Genomic DNA, 15,774 nt, shown 5'->3' with positions numbered 1-15,774 from the left:
AGCACCGCAAGAAGCCGGCCGAGGCGCCGTTTATCCGGACCACGACGACGACCGCGGACCGGATCAATCGGTTGGAGGTCTGGGTCCCGGCCCCTGAGGCGCCTGTGGGTACCAACATCAGTGACACGAATCCTGCCTGGGGCAGTGCCTGTGCCGACGGCGCACCGGACCCCGCTGGGAGCGGCGGTCCCAGGAGGAACTGCGGTGCTAATAAGAGCTGCGGTGCCTGTGACAGGTGCAGTGCCACTAAGGAGTGCTGTCCCGATGCCTGGTGGTGAAGTCTGCCCGACTGCTGCGATCATGGTGCCAGCCTGGACGGGTACGGGCGTCATTGGAAGGCACGCTCAAAGCTATGTGGACAATCGGTAGATCCCGACCGGCGCTCAGCCGGGGAATGCCGGCTCCGTGGGTCCCTTGAGCTGGAGTTCCCACCCGTTGCCGACCCGTTGGAACACACCGGCCTCGGATTGCCCGTAAATCTGTTCCGAACCGTTTCCGGCACTCAGGCTGGTCAGGCCGTCCCAGGGAGCCAACTGTTGCGGCTCACCGGATTCGAGGGACAGCAACTCAGGCACCACGGTTCCTGTGGGCGATCCGGACATCACCGCCACTGTTGAACTGTTAACCCAGACTCCCTGGTCAGCCGAACCGGTACTGACCAGCGTGATGGGCGCGGTGAGATCTTTGGGAACGCCATCTGCGTTGCGCACTATTCCGGTGATCTGCGCCGTTGACTTACCGTTGGCTACAGAAATGACCAGCGCCCTGGTCCCCTCCCTGGAAACCCTGAAGTCCTTGACGGTTCGTCCGGATAGCCAGGAGGGCGTCATGGTGACACTGGGGATGGCCATACCCGGAGCGACGCCAGTAGGTTTGAACGCCACCACTTCGGCAGCGCCGTTGGCGCCCGGCCCTGCAGTCCATACCCAGTCGTGCGGACTGAATGAAGGACCGGTGAGCGTGCTCCTGGTAGTCAGCTGGCGTGCGGGCTGCCCGGGTTCAATGGCATACAGAGTTGTCTTGTCACCGTTGAGGAATGCGGCCGTTTGGGAAACCGGCGACTCAGCCGGCGCATGGGGTCCCAAACCGGACACGGACTGTATGTCCGGAAGCGGAGTCACCCGGTTGTTCTCGTACCTCACCAAATCGCCGTTGCTCACGGCAATCTGGCGGGCCGGAACGCTCTTATCCACCACGGGTGGCAGTACCGTCCCGTTGTCCTCAACCCTTACCAGGTCCTGGTCAGCCCGCAGTTGGACATTGATGACATCAGGTTGGTCCCTGAAGGTCAAAGCCAACTGGTTTTGCATCCGCTGGCGGTCCTCCGCCGAGGCATCAAACAGTTCTTTGGCAGACAGGTCCACCTGCGCGGAGCCGGACACAACCGGCACGGACTCCCGTGCAAGTTTCATGCCGGACGGGAAGGCGCTAACCACTGCACCACGAAGATAAGGTGCCGGCCCGGCCAGCACGGCGGACGTCATGGACTTGACCGTGTTCTTCTTGATGAACCAACGGTAGTCGGGCACGGCATAGGTAAACGTAGGGTCATAGAAATATATGGGGAATGCCCCGTATATGACCTTGAACGTCTCCTCCGGTATGGCCGTGCCATCAGGCACTTTGGAAATGCGCCATTGGCCTTCCACTTGCTCAAGGGTCAGCGGAATCGTCTCTTTGGTGCCAGGCGGAAACTGTGTAGCCACACCATCGGCGTCCACCGAATAGGCGAGGTCCAGTTCGTAAAGGTATTCGTTCTCCCCCGCTGCCTTGACTACCTGCGCTTCACGGAAAACGATGGCCCGTTTGTCTGGCTTCCAGGTAACGGACTGGGCCTGCGTGAGGTACTGGCGTGCCACAGGGTAATCATCCTCATAGCCGCTGCCGGCCATGTAGAAATCCTCAATCACGGTCTCCGGGCTTGAGCCAGCGCGCGGTGCTGCCGGAAAGAAGACCGGCGCGTTGGGGTTTCCGGCGCCCTCATCCTTGCTTTTACCAACCGGGCCGGATCGTGGAATTTGCGCACAGGAGGCCAGCAGCACCATCAGGACGGCCATCACCGCCACGATCGCACGTGATCTCCGGAAGCGCGCCATGGTCATGCTCCCCGTCCTGTTTCAGTGTCAGGCGCCGGTTTGCCGGCTCCGGGATGGGAGCGCTGTTGGCCCGTCCCGGACTCTGTGCCCAGGATGAGCATGCGCCGGTCACCCACCGCCCCGGGGAACTCAATGTCCGCTGGCTCAAGCTGAAGCGGAGATTTCACGATAGTGCCTCCCTGCCGAAGGGGAAGTGTCAACCGGAAATTGGAACCGGATCCCTTGCTGCCCCACGCCTGAAGCCAACCGTTGTGCAGTTTGGTGTCTTCCGCTGCGATGGACAGGCCAAGACCACTGCCACCAGTGGTCCGGGCGCGGGCAGGATCTGCACGCCAGAATCGATCGAACACCCTGGCCGCTTCTGCCTGGCTCATCCCGATGCCGTGGTCCCTGACCGAAACAGCAACAGCTTCATGGTTGGCTGCTACTGAAATATGGATCGGCTTTCCTTCTCCATGCTCCAAGGCATTGAGCAGCAAATTGCGGAGGATCCGGTCGATCCGCCGGGAGTCCATCTCCACCACGATGCTCTTCTGCCGGGCGTTGAGGCGGACCTCTGAGCCGTATTCAGCTGCAACAGGTGCTGCACCCTCCATGACATGGGAGATTACTTGGAAAATGTCTTGGGGTTCTGCATCCAGAACGGCTGCGCCGGCGTCGAAGCGGGAGATCTCCAACAAATCAGAGAGCAGAGACTGGAAACGCTCTACCTGGTGGTACAGCAGTTCGGCGGACCTCTTATTCATGGGATCAAAGTCTTCACGGGCGTCGAAGAGGACCTCGGCGGCCATTCGGACCGTGGTCAGCGGGGTGCGAAGCTCATGGGATACATCGGAAACGAATCGTTGCTGCATTTGCGACAAAGTAGCCAGCTGGGTGATTTGTTCCTGGAGGCTCGCCGCCATGTGGTTGAACGAAGCACCGAGTCGTGCCACCTCATCCTCGCCCTTAACCACCATGCGCTCCTGCAGTTGACCGGCCGCAAGCTTTTCCGAGACCACGGCAGCATGGCTGACAGGACTGACTACGTTGCGCGTCACATACCAGGCAATGGCCCCGATCATAAGGACCAGGGCAGCTCCACCCGCCCAGAGGACGTTCTGAATTTCGTCCAACGTTTGCTGGGCAGTATTGAGGTCGTAAATCAGGTACAGCTCATAGGACGTGCCATTGAACGTGACCATGTTTCCCACGGCGATGCCTGGGCGGTCCTCATTTCCGACAGGAAATTGTGTGGAAGCCCAGAATTGCTGCTTGCCGCCTTCCTGAACAGCCTTCCGGAGCTCCGGCGGTATCACCCGGACCGTCAACTGATCGGAGGCCCTCGACTCAACCCAGCGGTTGCGCGGCTTGGTCTGCTCAGGCTTCGCCTCGAAAACATAGCGGCGTTGGATCACCGAGCCACGGCCCTCCACGGCCGTCAGGGTGTCATAGACCAACGTGATGACGCTGGACTGATCGGTGACCTGAGCGCCGTCGAACGTGTCCTGGACCTGCTTGACGTTATAGCGCGACTCGGACTCGGCCTGGGCCAGACGCTCCTGGAAAAGGTTATTGGCTATCTGATTGGACAAGTAAGCGCCCACAATGGCAAAGGATGTCACTGCCAGCAACAGGGTGGTGAGAACTGTCCGGAATTCCAGGGAACGCCGCCAGCGCTTCAACAATGAGCGCCAAAGATGACGCAGCCCCGGTCTGATCTGCCGCACGCCAAGGGACACCAGACGCGAAACCCGCAGCACCAGGATAAGTCCGCGCCGTGTCCAGATTCGCGCCCGGGAAAGGAGCCATGGCACTGTCCGAGTGTTCTGCCGCGGTTGGGCTGCAGTTGACGGTAAAGACTCCCCGGGGGATGAATCAGAAGTGGTGCCGGGGGTCGCTGACGAAGCCGGGGTCACTTGCTGGACACCGGCCGCCTCCGGACCTTGGGGCCTAAGGTCACCTTCGGCCGCGCCGGCTTTACCGGCCGGAGACTCAGGAACCTGCTTTATATCCGACACCACGCACCGTCAGAACGACCTCGGGCGCCTCAGGGTCGCGTTCGATCTTGGACCGCAGACGCTGGACGTGGACGTTGACCAAACGTGTATCCGCGGCGTGACGGTAGCCCCAGACCTGCTCGAGGAGCAGCTCGCGGGTGAAGACCTGCCAGGGTTTGCGTGCCAGCGCCACCAGGAGATCGAACTCCAAAGGGGTCAATGAAATGCGGTCACCGCCACGGGTGACCAAGTGGCCCGCGACGTCGATGGTCACGTCAGCGATGCGCAGGGTTTCGGGGGCCTTTTGGTCCCCTGGACGGAGTCGGGCACGAACGCGTGCCACGAGCTCGGCGGGTTTGAAGGGCTTCGGCACGTAATCGTCCGCGCCGGATTCCAGGCCGCGGACCACATCGGAGGTGTCCGACTTTGCCGTCAGCATGACGATCGGCACATCGGATTCGCCGCGGATCTGCCGGCAGACCTCGATGCCGTCGGACCCAGGCAGCATCAGGTCCAACAAGACCAGATCCGGCTTGGACGAACGGAAGATCTCCAAGGCCTTGCCGCCATCTGCGCAGAACACCGGCTCGAAACCATCATTGCGCAGGACGATGCCAATCATCTCTGCGAGCGCTTCGTCGTCGTCAACTACCAGAATGCGTGCCTTCATAGTTATATATTCCCTTATCACCAAGTCTTTGTCCCGTTGGGCACAGCGCACGGCATGGCGCCCCAAGGGCAGTTCCACCGTACTGCACAACTGCGCGAGCCTGCCTGCTGCGGCTGCCCGGGCGTCGGGCTATGAGGGACGACGGCGGGACTATAGGCTGGGTGCCAAGGTCCGTTTGGGGGACGTCGAAGGTCGGCGGGCCGGGTCTTATGGGGAGGATAACGTGTCACAACCAGAGCACGGCCGGGAACCACAACCGGGCAACCAACCCGCGTGGGGCAACCAACCACAACCGGGCAACCAACCCGCGTGGGGCAACCAACCACAATGGGGCGGTCCTTCTGCGTGGGCGCCCCCGCAAGGCGGCGGGCAGTATGGCCAACCGTCTCCGGGTTGGCCACCCGGCCCACCCTACGGGCAGCCCCTTTACGTCGCTCCCCCGAAGCCGGGAGTCATCCCGCTGCGGCCTTTGCAGTTCGGCGAGATCCTGGACGGATCATTCCAGACGATCCGTCGCAACGCTGCTTCCATGTTCGGTTCTGCACTCATAGTGCAGGCCATCGGCGCAATCTTCATCGGCATTGTCACGGTGGGAATGTTCCAACTGACCGCCTCTTTTGAATCGGTCAACTCTGAAGCGGATTTCAATGAAGCCATGGGTCCCTTCCTCGCCATTATGGCAAGTACTTTGGGTGTCTCGGTGCTGATCGGTTTTCTGGGCTCGGTCCTTCAAGGCGTCCTGGTGGTGCCGGTGGCGCGGTCGGTCCTTAACCGGCGTACGGGTTTCAAGCAGATGTGGAAGTTGGCCGGCAGAAGGATCTGGCCGCTGCTGGGCGTCGCGGTTCTGCTGACTATCGGCGGGCTGCTGGCAGCCGCGGCAGTGGTGGGTGTTGCCGTTCTGCTCTTTACCGCCATCGGGCCCGGGGCGTTGTTGCTTGTCCTGCCCCTGGGGCTTGGTTCGGCGGTGCTTTTTGTCTGGATCGGGTTGAAGTTGATGCTGGCGCCGGCCGCGATCGTCGTTGAGCGGACAGGTGTTTACGACGGACTCCTGAGGTCCTGGCAGCTGACCAGGAACAACTGGTGGCGCATCTTCGGCATTACGTTGGTGGTTGCGATCATGGTGGGCGTCATTGCCCAGATCGTCCAGATCCCCGCGTCCTTGGCGGCTACTGCCATTGGCGGAGTGGTTACTCCCCACCCTGATGCGGAGTCTGTTACTTCCACCCTGGTTGTCACCACGATCATTTCTTCAGTGATCGGGGCTTTGGTGGGGTCGGTAACGTTCGCCTTTCAGGCCTCCGTGTTTGGCTTGATCTACATGGACCTGCGCATGCGCCGTGATGGCCTGGACGTGGAGCTGATGCGGCTGATGGAAACGGGTGCCGATCCCGATGGAGTGCCCGGCAGCCCCTCGACTCCAAGCCCGGATGCTTCACTCCAAGCTCCAAACCAGCCGCCGCAAGGCGGACAGTTTCCGGCTTCGCCTCCCGGGCCACGGCCTCCGGCATGACGGTCATCCCCTTGGATGCAGCCACCACGTTGGCGGCCATGGAGCCGCCGGTAACCCCGGACCGCGAAGAGGCGCGGCGCTGGGCGGCTGAAGAACTTTCCAATCCCCGGTATCCTGATGCCCAACCCGGCTGGCTGGACCAATTGTGGCGTGACTTTCTCGACTGGTTGTCGTCGCTGGAGGGTGAGGGATTGGGCCAAGGACCGGACCTTGGAATTCCGTTGATGATAGCTGTGGCCCTTGCGCTCATTGTCGCCGCGGTGATTGTGGTCCGGCCCCGGCTGAACGCGCGTCGTAAAGCTGCTGGAGTCGATATCTACGGCGACGACGCCAGTGTCGATTCCGAGGGCTACAGGAAGCGCGCGGCAACCGCAGCCGACGACGGCGACTGGCCATCCGCCGTCGTCGATCAGTTCAGGGCACTTGTCCGCTCCGCGGAAGAGCGCGACATCATCGACGTGCGTGCAGGGCGGACAGCCGATGAAGTGGCGAATCAGTTGGGGCAGGTATTTGGTTCAGCACAGGCCCGGCTGGATGCGGCAGCCCGCCTTTTCGATGCCGTGCGCTACGGCGAACAGGGGGCAACTGCCTCGGACTACGAGTCCATTCGCTTGCTTGATACAGATCTCCTGGACATGAAGCCTGACTTCGCTGGACAGGCACACGCCGGATTCGCGGTGCCCGGATGACAACCCCCACGCTCAAAGAGAACACGGTCCAAGGTGAAGCTGATTCAAAGACGCCATCCGGTGGGAGTACTTTCCGCACCTGGTTCCGAAAGCACCTGGCCTGGATCATGATCGGCGCCCTCCTGGCTGGTTTGGTGGCCTATCTGGCAGTCTCCAGTGTCTCGGGCGCCAAGGATCCCCGGCCACTGTCTTCCCGCAACCCGGCCCCGGACGGCGCAATGGCTGCAGCTGAAATCCTCGGGCGTCACGGTGTCTCGGTCACACCGACCGATACGTTGGCAGACACCATGGATGCCTTGGCCGAATCTAACGAGACCACTGTTCTCATCTACGACCCCCGTGGCTTCCTCGACCGGACGCAGCTCGAAGACATAACGGACACCGCAAACCACGTAGTGCTGGTCAATCCGCGACTGAGGACCCTCAATGCGCTGGAGCAGGAATTCCGCCCCGGGGGCGTGGTTCCTGATGGAACAAAGGTTCTTGAACCCCGATGCGAGCTGGAAGACGCCCTCGTGGCAGGCAAAATCTCCGCCCAGGGCTTTATCTATTCGGGCCCTGTGGTGTGCTACCCGGCAACAGGTCAGGGGTCCGGCCTCTACGCGGCATCGGCGGACGGCCGGGTGGTGGTCATGGGCAGCACGGATTTGCTGAACAACCAGCATCTGGCTTCCGAGGGAAATGCAGCCCTCGCGCTCCGCACCTTGGGCAAGGACCGGAAACTGGTCTGGTACCTGCCCGGAGCAGGAGACCTCGCCGCAACCGACTCAACACCTACTCTCAATGAACTGGCACCCCGCTGGCTCGCTTTCGTGGGACCGTGGCTCGCAATCGTGGTGCTCCTGGCAATCGCCTGGCGCGGCCGACGCATGGGGCCCCTGGTCTTCGAGCCGCTTCCAGTGGTGGTGAAAGCTGCCGAAACGGCCGAAGGCAGGGCAAGGCTCTACCAGGACTCGCGGGCAGTGGACCGTGCGGCGGAGAACTTGCGGGCAGGCACGCTGGCCCGTTTGGCGCGGCACTTCAACCTTGGGATGGACGCCACCCCGGAGGCAATCGTGGACGCCTCTTCCAGACACGTGGAGCGGCCGGTTACGGATCTCAGATCGGTGCTCCTCGACTTCAGGCCTGACAACGAAGGACAACTGGTGCAATGGGCACAACAGATCGAACGAATCGAACAGGAGGCGACCACCCGATGAGCAGCCAGCCGAACAGCTACACGGAGAGCACCAGCCAGCAGACCGGTGGTGTCCCGCCTCAACAGAATGTTCCCCAACCGGATGTCGCGCCTCAGGCCATGCCTCAGCAATACGCGCCGCAAGGAGGGGATCCCTCCGGAAACGGCCACCGTTCCGCAAACGAAGACCCTGCCCGGCAGTCCCTGCTGAATGTCCGAACTGAGGTGGGCAAAGCCGTTGTGGGGCAGGATCCCACCGTCACGGGCATGCTTATCGCCTTGCTCTGCGGGGGTCACGTCCTGTTGGAAGGGGTGCCCGGAGTGGCCAAGACCCTGCTGGTGAGGGCACTGTCCACCGCTTTGAGCCTGGACACCAAACGTGTCCAGTTCACCCCTGACCTCATGCCCGGTGATGTCACCGGCTCACTGGTCTATGACTCCCATTCCTCGGAGTTCACCTTCCGCGAAGGCCCGGTGTTCACCAACATCATGCTCGCGGACGAAATCAACCGCACTCCGCCCAAGACCCAGGCATCGCTCTTGGAAGCTATGGAAGAACGCCAGGTTTCCGTCGACGGCGTCTCCCGCCCGCTGCCGAGCCCGTTCATCGTAGCCGCAACGCAGAACCCGGTGGAGTATGAGGGCACGTATCCCCTCCCCGAGGCCCAGCTGGACCGGTTCCTCCTCAAACTGACCATGCCTTTGCCGGGCCGTGCCGAGGAAATCGAGGTCATCCGGCGCCATGCCAGCGGCTTCGATCCGAGGGACCTCGCTGCAGCAGGCGTGCGTCCAGTGGCCGGCGCGGCAGAACTCGCAGCCGCCCAGGCCGCAGTAGCCCACGTAGCGGTGGCCCCGGAAATCCTTGCGTACATCGTTGACGTTGTCCGTGCCACCCGGTCTGCGCCGTCGTTCCAGCTGGGAGTCTCTCCGCGCGGTGCAACGGCGCTGCTCAATACTTCCAAGGCCTGGGCCTGGCTGTCCGGACGGACCTTTGTGACACCGGACGATGTCAAGGCGTTGTCTTTGCCGTGCCTGCGGCATCGTGTGGGGCTTCGGCCCGAAGCCCAAATGGACGGCATCCAGGTGGACGATGTCCTGGGCAGCATTCTGGCGTCCGTTCCGGTGCCGCGGTGACTTCCCGTACTGCCTTGTATTCCAGTACCGCGGCGGCTTCCAGTACCGGGGCGACGTCCAGTACCGCGGCGATTTGCGGGGCCCCCGTAACGTCCGCCCCGGTGAGTTCCGACCCGCAAACCCGCTCCGCTGCGACCTGGCTAAGGCGGCCTGAATGGCGGTGACGGGTCGTTTCGTGCTGCTTGCACTGGCCGGGTTGGTCCCGCTGGTGCTGATTCCGGAATGGAGCACCGTCCTGTTTGTCGCCTTGGGCCTGTTGCTGTTACTGGTTTTGGACCTGCTCCTGGCTGCTTCGCCCGCACGCCTTGGTTTGGCCCGCCAGCACCCGGGAAACGTGACGCTGGAGGGCCGGGCGGAGACTGTGGTGGCGGTTGCCAATCCCACCCGGCGGACGGTGCGGGCAACCATCAGGGATGCGTGGCAGCCTTCGGCCGGAGCCATCGAGAACATCCAGTCGTTGACTGTGCCCCCGGGTGAGCGTCGACGCATGAGGGTGGCGTTGGTCCCCCGGCGCCGTGGTGACCTGGAAAGTCCGCACATCACCATCCGGTCCAAGGGTCCGCTTGGCCTGGCAGCCAGGCAACGGACGCGGGTGCTCCCCGGGCAGCTGAGGGTCCTGCCTCCCTTCCACTCAAAACGGCACCTGCCGTCCAAGCTTCGCAAGCTCCGGGAACTTGATGGCAGGGCCGCCGTGCAGATCCGCGGGGCAGGCACGGAATTCGATTCCCTCCGCGATTACGTACGCGGTGATGACGTCCGCTCCATCGATTGGCGGGCCACGGCACGCCGCTCTTCCGTGGTGGTCCGGACCTGGCGCCCGGAACGCGACAGGCGCGTGGTCATCGTCCTGGATACCTCCCGCACGGCCGCCGCCAGGATCGAGGACGAGCCGCGCCTCGATACAGGAATTGAAGCGGCGCTGCTGCTCTCGGTCCTTGCAGAGCGCGGCGGGGACCGGGTTGACTTCCTCGCTTACGACCGCAGGTTGCGTGCCCGGGTGGAGTCTGCATCCAAAGGGAACATGCTGGGCCAGTTGGTCCAGGCGATGGCCCCGCTGGAGGCAGAGCTGATCGAGCTGGATTGGCAGCAAATCCCGGGACAGGTCAGGGCCGTATCAGCGCACCGGTCGCTGGTGGTGCTATTGACAGCGCTCGACGGCGGCGCCCCCGAAGAGGGCCTGTTGCCCACCGTGGCGCAGTTGTCGCGTCAACACGTAGTGGTGGTGGCCTCAGTCAGGGATCCGCTTCTGGCAGCCATGAAGGAGGAAAGGACCACCGCGAGCCAGGTGTTCCGCGCCGCAGCCGCCGAACGCGCCCTGTTGGAACGCGCCGCGGTGACGGCCCAACTACGGCAACTCGGCGCCGAAGTGGTGGACGCCGAACCGCTTGACGTCCCACCCCTGCTTGCGGACACCTACATCCGGCTCAAAGCGGCCGGACGACTCTAGATCCCGGTTCTTGAAAGGACTGCCATGAATTCCCCCATATACCAGCTGGCACTCGGCGATGACTTCACCAAGCTGACTCCCGAACTTCAGGAGTACTTTTCATTGGCAGCCGGTTCGGGCTCCTATGGCATAGGCGAAGGCGTCTTTGACGTGGTGGGCTGCCGGCAGAAATGGCTGCGTCCCCTGCTCGCCCTCACCGGCAGCGAGGAAGCCTTCTTCCCTGAATACGGTGAAGGTATCCGGTTCAGGATCGAGAACCACGCGCACGTGGATCCGTTCGGGCGTCCGGCATTGACAGCCCGGCGGGAAATCTATTTCCCCACGGGTACCAGGCTGTTTCACGACACCACGAGTGCCATTGTTCCGGGTCCCGGCGCGGGTGGCGGGAATAACCGTGCGCGCCTGGTTGACCATGTGGGCCGGTATCGGCGGCTGGTGACGGACCTGGATGTCAGCGTTACTGCGGAGGGGCGGCTTCGTGGTGTCTCCAATGCGAGCCGGCTGTTGCTGGGGCCCCTACGCATACCCCTGCCGGCTGCCTTGGACGCTAGAGCCTACGCTGAGCAGTGGTGGGACAGCGCCGAAGGCAAACATCGTATTCAGGTCAAGGTCATCCAGCCGCAGATTGGATTGGTTCTGGTCTATGCAGGACGCTTCGATTACCGGCTGGCACCGTATTTGCCGGGAACAGCACCGGGCACGGCGCTTCCCCGATATGCAGAACCGGATCGTTGGGAACAACGAGTCTGACACGACCGACGGGCACTGGTGTCCCGTTCGGCCCGCTTCCCGGCAGTTCTCCTCAGCCTTGGGCCAACTGGTCCAGCCCGTCAGCTACCTGGGTGAGCTTTGCCAGCACCGATGTGGCCGCCGCGGGCTTGTAGCCGGCGAGTCCTGTCGCGGGAGTGACCCGGAGACCTGCCAGACCCGATGCCGGCAGCCCAAGCTGGCGCCATGGCTTCCAAATGCTCTCCACGATCTCCGAGGTGCGCGGCAGTTCCGCCCGTGGATCGTAGGTGGGGACGGCGCCGGCCCAGACGCGCTTTCCGTTTTCCACGGCACCTGCCAACTCCTCCCATTGACGGGTTGTAAGAGCCCTCAGGGGAAGTGCTATGCCGTCCGCCCCTGCCGCAAGGACCCGCTCGATCGGTGCTTCGATCTCCGGTACGGACACCACGGTCTCAACCACACCGGAGGCTTTGAGTGCCTCAACCAGCAACCGCCAGGACCCTGTAATTTCTTCACCGGAGACCGACCTCAGCGTCCTGTACCCACTGGCTGTCGGGATGGTTCCGGCCATCACCGAAGCGATGTCCGGTTCGTCCACCTGGACCACAATGCCTGCCCCGGGTGCTGCAGCAGAGACCCGGCGGATGTGCTCGGCGACACCGGCAGCCAAAGATTCGGCGATGTCGCGGCGGGCACCGTAGTCCAGGAGCGCGCGTTCCCCGTTGTGCAGGTAGAGGTTGGCGGCAAGGCTTAGGGGGCCAACCAAGTGAATCTTCAGTTCTGTTGCCGAAACGTCTTCGGTGCCGGCGATATCGGCCAGGACGTTGATATCGGTGGACATTGCAGAGCGGGCCCGCTGGGCATCTTTCCCCGGCCTGTCCACCAACCGCCAACCATGCGGCTGAACATCGAGGGCCAGGTCCACCAGCAAGGAACCGGAACGGCCCACGGCATCCGAACCCACGCCGCGGTCCGGAAGTTCGGGAAGGAACGGAAGATGGGGATCGCCCAGTTCCCCCCGGATAATCCGGGTGGCCTCGGCGGGGTCGGTGCCCGGCCACGGTCCCAAGGCGGTTGCGCTGGCCCGCGAGTCATTCACTGACGGCATCGTTTATGCCTGCTGGCTTGAAATCTGGTGATCTTCTGCGATTGCCTCGTGATGGCGGATCACTTCGCTGATGATGAAGTTCAGGAACTTCTCTGCAAACGCCGGATCCAGGTGCGCGTCTTCGGCGAGCCTGCGCAGGCGTGCAATCTGGGCTGATTCACGGCCCGGGTCTCCGGCGGGAAGCTTGTGGGTGGCCTTGAGGATTCCTACCTTTTGGGTGGCTTTGAAGCGCTCAGCGAGCAGGAAGACCAAGGTTGCGTCGATGTTGTCAATGCTGGACCGGATGGACAGCAACTCATCCATGACGGCACGGTCCACTTGGCCGGCCAGGGAACTCGCTGCCGGGTTGAAGGAATCGGCGGCATCGGGAAGGGCGTTGTTCTGCTCGGTCATGCATCCCAGTCTATGGTGCCCAAAGGTGCCGACGCGGGTGTTACCTTTGCCCCCGGAATGAGGGAAAGGCACGCACCGTGCAACGGCGCGTGCCTTTCCCCGACCTCCACGTTCTCCGGAGCTAGCCGCCCAAGAGGGCGCGGTGGGCTTCCCGCCGTCGTGCTTGTTCGTCAGGGTCGGGCACAGGCAAGGAGGCGATGAGCCGTTTTGTGTAGTCGTGCTGCGGTGAGCCCATCACGTGGTTGCCGATTCCCTGCTCCACGAGTTGCCCTTTGTACAGCACTCCCACCCAGTGGGACAACATGTCCACCACTGCGAGGTCGTGGCTGATGAAGAGGGCGGCAAAACCAAACTGTTCCTGGATGTCCTTGAACAGGTCCAGGACCTTGGCCTGGACCGAAACATCCAGTGCGGACGTCGGCTCGTCGGCAATCAGGAGGCGGGGGTTGAGCGCCAGCGACCTCGCCAGGGACGCACGCTGCCGCTGTCCGCCGGAGAGTTCGTGCGGGTACCGTTGCGCGTACGACGCCGGCAGCTGGACTGACTCGAGCAACTCGCCGACCTTTTTACGCGCCTCAGCCGCGCTCGGTTTGGTGTGGATGATCAACGGTTCGGCGACGCATTCCCCGATGGTGAGGTGGGGGTTGAACGAGGCCGCCGGATCCTGGAAGACGAAACCGATCTCCTTGCGGAGCGGACGGAAGGTGCGCTCCTTGAAGTCCAGCATCTCGTAGCCAAGCACCTTCAGGCTGCCGCCCGTGGTCCGGTTCAAGCCCGCGATGGCCCGCCCGATAGTGGACTTCCCCGAGCCGGACTCACCGACGAGCCCAAAAACCTCATTCTCCGAGACAGTAAAGCTGACGTTGTCCACGGCCTTGAAGCCATTCCGGCCAAAGCGGCCGGGGTACTCGATGGTGAGGTTCTTCGCTTCCACCAGGATTTCGCCGTCCTGATGGAGTCGGCCACGGGCACCTTCGGAGGCCGAATGACGTCCCAGGTGCGGAACGGCCGCCAGCAGTTTCTTGGTGTACTCCATCTTTGGCTCAGCGAAGAGGACCCGGGAAGAAGCCTCCTCCACTACATCGCCCTGGTACATGACCACTACCCGGTCCGCCAGATCGGCCACCACACCCATGTTGTGGGTGATGAGGACAATCGAGGTGCCGTAGTTATCCCTCAGGTCCCGCAGGAGCTGCAGGATTTCGGCTTGGACCGTGACATCCAAGGCAGTGGTGGGCTCATCTGCCACGATGAGGCCCGGATTCAAGGCAAGGGCAGCTGCGATGACAACGCGTTGTTTCTGGCCGCCGGAAAACTGGTGCGGGTAGTAGTTGACCCGTGTTTCGGGATCAGGAATACCCACCTTGCGGAGGGCATCAGTAGCCCGCAGCTTGGCCTCTTTGGCCGAGACACGCCTACCGTCCGTGGCGTGAGCCCGGATTCCTTCCGCGATTTGCCAGCCCACGGTAAATACCGGGTTCAAGGCGGTGGAGGGCTCTTGGAACACCATGGCAACATCACGGCCACGGATCTTGCGCAGCGTGGATTTGCTGACGCTGATCACATTGTTGCCATTGATCAGCACGGCACCGGAACTGATGGCCGTTTCAGGGAGCAGGCCCAGGATGGTCTTGGCGGTGACGGTCTTTCCCGATCCCGACTCCCCCACGATCGCAACCACCTCGCCGGATTTCACGTCGAGGCTGACATCCTTAACTGCGTGAACATCCCCGCCGTCGGTGGCGAACGTTACTTGGAGCCGATCAATGCTGAGGACAGGTTCAGCGTTGCCGGCGCGGTCTGAGATATGTCCAAGGTTGGTGGTCATGGCTTCCCTGCCTCTTCGGGCTCTGAGGCCGCCGTTGTTGGTACTGCCGGGGTTGTTGGCGCTGTGGGTGCGCCTGCCCGCTTGCGTCCGCGGATTCGGGGGTCGTTGAGATCGTTGATGCTCTCCCCTACCAAGGTCAGGCCCAGGACGGTGAGCACGATGGCGATGCCCGGGAAGACACCGGTCCACCAAATACCGGACGAGGTATCGGCCAGTGCCTTGTTCAGGTCAAAACCCCACTCCGCAGCGGAAGTAGGTTCAATACCGAACCCCAGGAAGCCCAGCCCCGCGAGAGTGAGGATCGCCTCTGAGGCGTTGAGGGTGAACATCAGTGGCAGGGTCCGTGTGGCGTTCTTGAAGATGTGGCGCCCAATGATGCGCATGCTGGAGGCGCCCAGAACCTTGGCCGATTCGACGAACGGTTCTGCTTTGAGCCGGATGGTCTCGGCGCGGATGACCCGAAAGTACTGTGGCACGAAGACCACGGTGATGGAGAACGCGCAAGAGAAGATTCCGCCCCAGAAACTGGATTGGCCTTTGCTGATGACGATCGAGATGACGATGGCCAGGAGCAAGGTGGGGAAAGCGTAGATGGCGTCAGCCACGACCACCAGGATCCGGTCCAGCCAGCCGCCGAAGTAGCCGCTCAGGAGGCCCAGCGCGACGCCGAGGAAAATTGACATGGCCACGGACACGACGATGACCGTCACCGCCGTCTGCGATCCCCAGATGACCCGGGACAGTACGTCATAACCGCTGACGGTGGTTCCCAGCAGATGCTTGGCGCCAGGGGCTTCCTGGGTGGGGAAGGAACCTGAGGCGTCGCTGAGTTGCGAGTAGCCGTAGGGGGCAAGCAGTGGAGCGAAGATACTGGTCAGGATCAGTAGGCCGGTGAGAACCAGGCCCACCATCAACATGCCGCGTTGGAGGCCAACACTTTTCTTGAAGTGGGACACTACGGGCAACCGGGAGAACAACGGCTGTTTGGGTGCGGTCAGCGCAGGTGTGCTCATG

13 protein-coding genes are annotated in these 15,774 nt (G+C 62.6%); 6 read left to right on the top strand and 7 right to left on the bottom strand.

Translation table 11 applies throughout. The features are described from left to right. Positions 1 to 383 precede the first annotated feature (383 nt). From M1D51_RS07610 to mtrA, 3 genes are all read right to left on the bottom strand, one after another. Positions 384 to 2,096: an LpqB family beta-propeller domain-containing protein gene (locus tag M1D51_RS07610; RefSeq protein ID WP_458109560.1), complete on the bottom strand. Its 1,713-nt coding sequence runs from the start codon at positions 2,094 to 2,096 to the stop codon at positions 384 to 386. Between the two features lie 2 nt (positions 2,097 to 2,098). Then, entirely contained in the window at positions 2,099 to 3,892 is a 1,794-nt protein-coding gene (gene mtrB, locus M1D51_RS07605) for an MtrAB system histidine kinase MtrB (protein WP_458109107.1), read from the bottom strand. 178 nt (positions 3,893 to 4,070) lie between these two features. Beyond that, the gene (mtrA, locus tag M1D51_RS07600; protein ID WP_172323780.1) at positions 4,071 to 4,745 is read right to left on the bottom strand and encodes an MtrAB system response regulator MtrA; all 675 of its coding nucleotides are present in this window, start codon (positions 4,743 to 4,745) and stop codon (positions 4,071 to 4,073) included. A gap of 529 nt (positions 4,746 to 5,274) precedes the next feature. Between mtrA and M1D51_RS07595 the strand changes: the two genes are divergently transcribed. The 6 genes from M1D51_RS07595 (at position 5,275) to M1D51_RS07570 (ending at position 11,452) form a co-directional block, all read left to right on the top strand. Beyond that, a complete protein-coding gene (locus M1D51_RS07595) occupies positions 5,275 to 6,255 on the top strand; it encodes a glycerophosphoryl diester phosphodiesterase membrane domain-containing protein (RefSeq protein ID WP_458109106.1) in 981 nt (326 codons plus the stop codon). Further along, positions 6,252 to 6,944 (top strand): DUF4129 domain-containing protein, encoded by a 693-nt coding sequence (locus M1D51_RS07590; protein ID WP_458109105.1) that lies wholly within the window; start codon positions 6,252 to 6,254, stop codon positions 6,942 to 6,944. Before M1D51_RS07595 ends, M1D51_RS07590 begins: the two co-directional genes overlap by 4 nt. Next, positions 6,941 to 8,143, top strand: a complete 1,203-nt coding sequence (locus M1D51_RS07585) for a DUF4350 domain-containing protein (protein ID WP_458109104.1) — start codon at positions 6,941 to 6,943, stop codon at positions 8,141 to 8,143. Before M1D51_RS07590 ends, M1D51_RS07585 begins: the two co-directional genes overlap by 4 nt. Then, complete coding sequence (locus M1D51_RS07580; RefSeq protein ID WP_458109103.1) at positions 8,140 to 9,255, top strand: AAA family ATPase; 1,116 nt, start codon at positions 8,140 to 8,142, stop codon at positions 9,253 to 9,255. Before M1D51_RS07585 ends, M1D51_RS07580 begins: the two co-directional genes overlap by 4 nt. A 154-nt stretch (positions 9,256 to 9,409) precedes the next feature. Then, a complete protein-coding gene (locus tag M1D51_RS07575) occupies positions 9,410 to 10,702 on the top strand; it encodes a DUF58 domain-containing protein (RefSeq protein ID WP_458109102.1) in 1,293 nt (430 codons plus the stop codon). Between the two features lie 24 nt (positions 10,703 to 10,726). After that, positions 10,727 to 11,452 carry a DUF4166 domain-containing protein gene (locus M1D51_RS07570; protein ID WP_458109101.1) on the top strand — a complete coding sequence of 242 codons (726 nt, stop codon included), beginning with the start codon at positions 10,727 to 10,729 and terminating at the stop codon, positions 11,450 to 11,452. A gap of 52 nt (positions 11,453 to 11,504) precedes the next feature. Here M1D51_RS07570 and M1D51_RS07565 read toward each other — a convergent pair whose 3' ends face one another. The 4 genes from M1D51_RS07565 to M1D51_RS07550 form a co-directional block, all read right to left on the bottom strand. Further along, positions 11,505 to 12,539 carry a hypothetical protein gene (locus M1D51_RS07565; protein ID WP_458109100.1) on the bottom strand — a complete coding sequence of 345 codons (1,035 nt, stop codon included), beginning with the start codon at positions 12,537 to 12,539 and terminating at the stop codon, positions 11,505 to 11,507. 3 nt (positions 12,540 to 12,542) lie between these two features. Beyond that, positions 12,543 to 12,932: a chorismate mutase gene (locus M1D51_RS07560; RefSeq protein ID WP_172326015.1), complete on the bottom strand. Its 390-nt coding sequence runs from the start codon at positions 12,930 to 12,932 to the stop codon at positions 12,543 to 12,545. Positions 12,933 to 13,053: 121 nt separating this feature from the next. Beyond that, positions 13,054 to 14,760 carry a dipeptide ABC transporter ATP-binding protein gene (locus M1D51_RS07555; protein ID WP_458109099.1) on the bottom strand — a complete coding sequence of 569 codons (1,707 nt, stop codon included), beginning with the start codon at positions 14,758 to 14,760 and terminating at the stop codon, positions 13,054 to 13,056. Then, positions 14,757 to 15,773 carry an ABC transporter permease gene (locus M1D51_RS07550; protein ID WP_458109098.1) on the bottom strand — a complete coding sequence of 339 codons (1,017 nt, stop codon included), beginning with the start codon at positions 15,771 to 15,773 and terminating at the stop codon, positions 14,757 to 14,759. The genes M1D51_RS07555 and M1D51_RS07550 overlap by 4 nt, the downstream gene beginning before the upstream one ends. Position 15,774 lies beyond the last annotated feature (1 nt).

This window comes from Arthrobacter sp. R3-55, assembly GCF_054161505.1.
The sequence above is the reverse complement of the archived record's forward strand: the minus strand, read 5'-3'. Positions and strand labels throughout refer to the sequence as shown.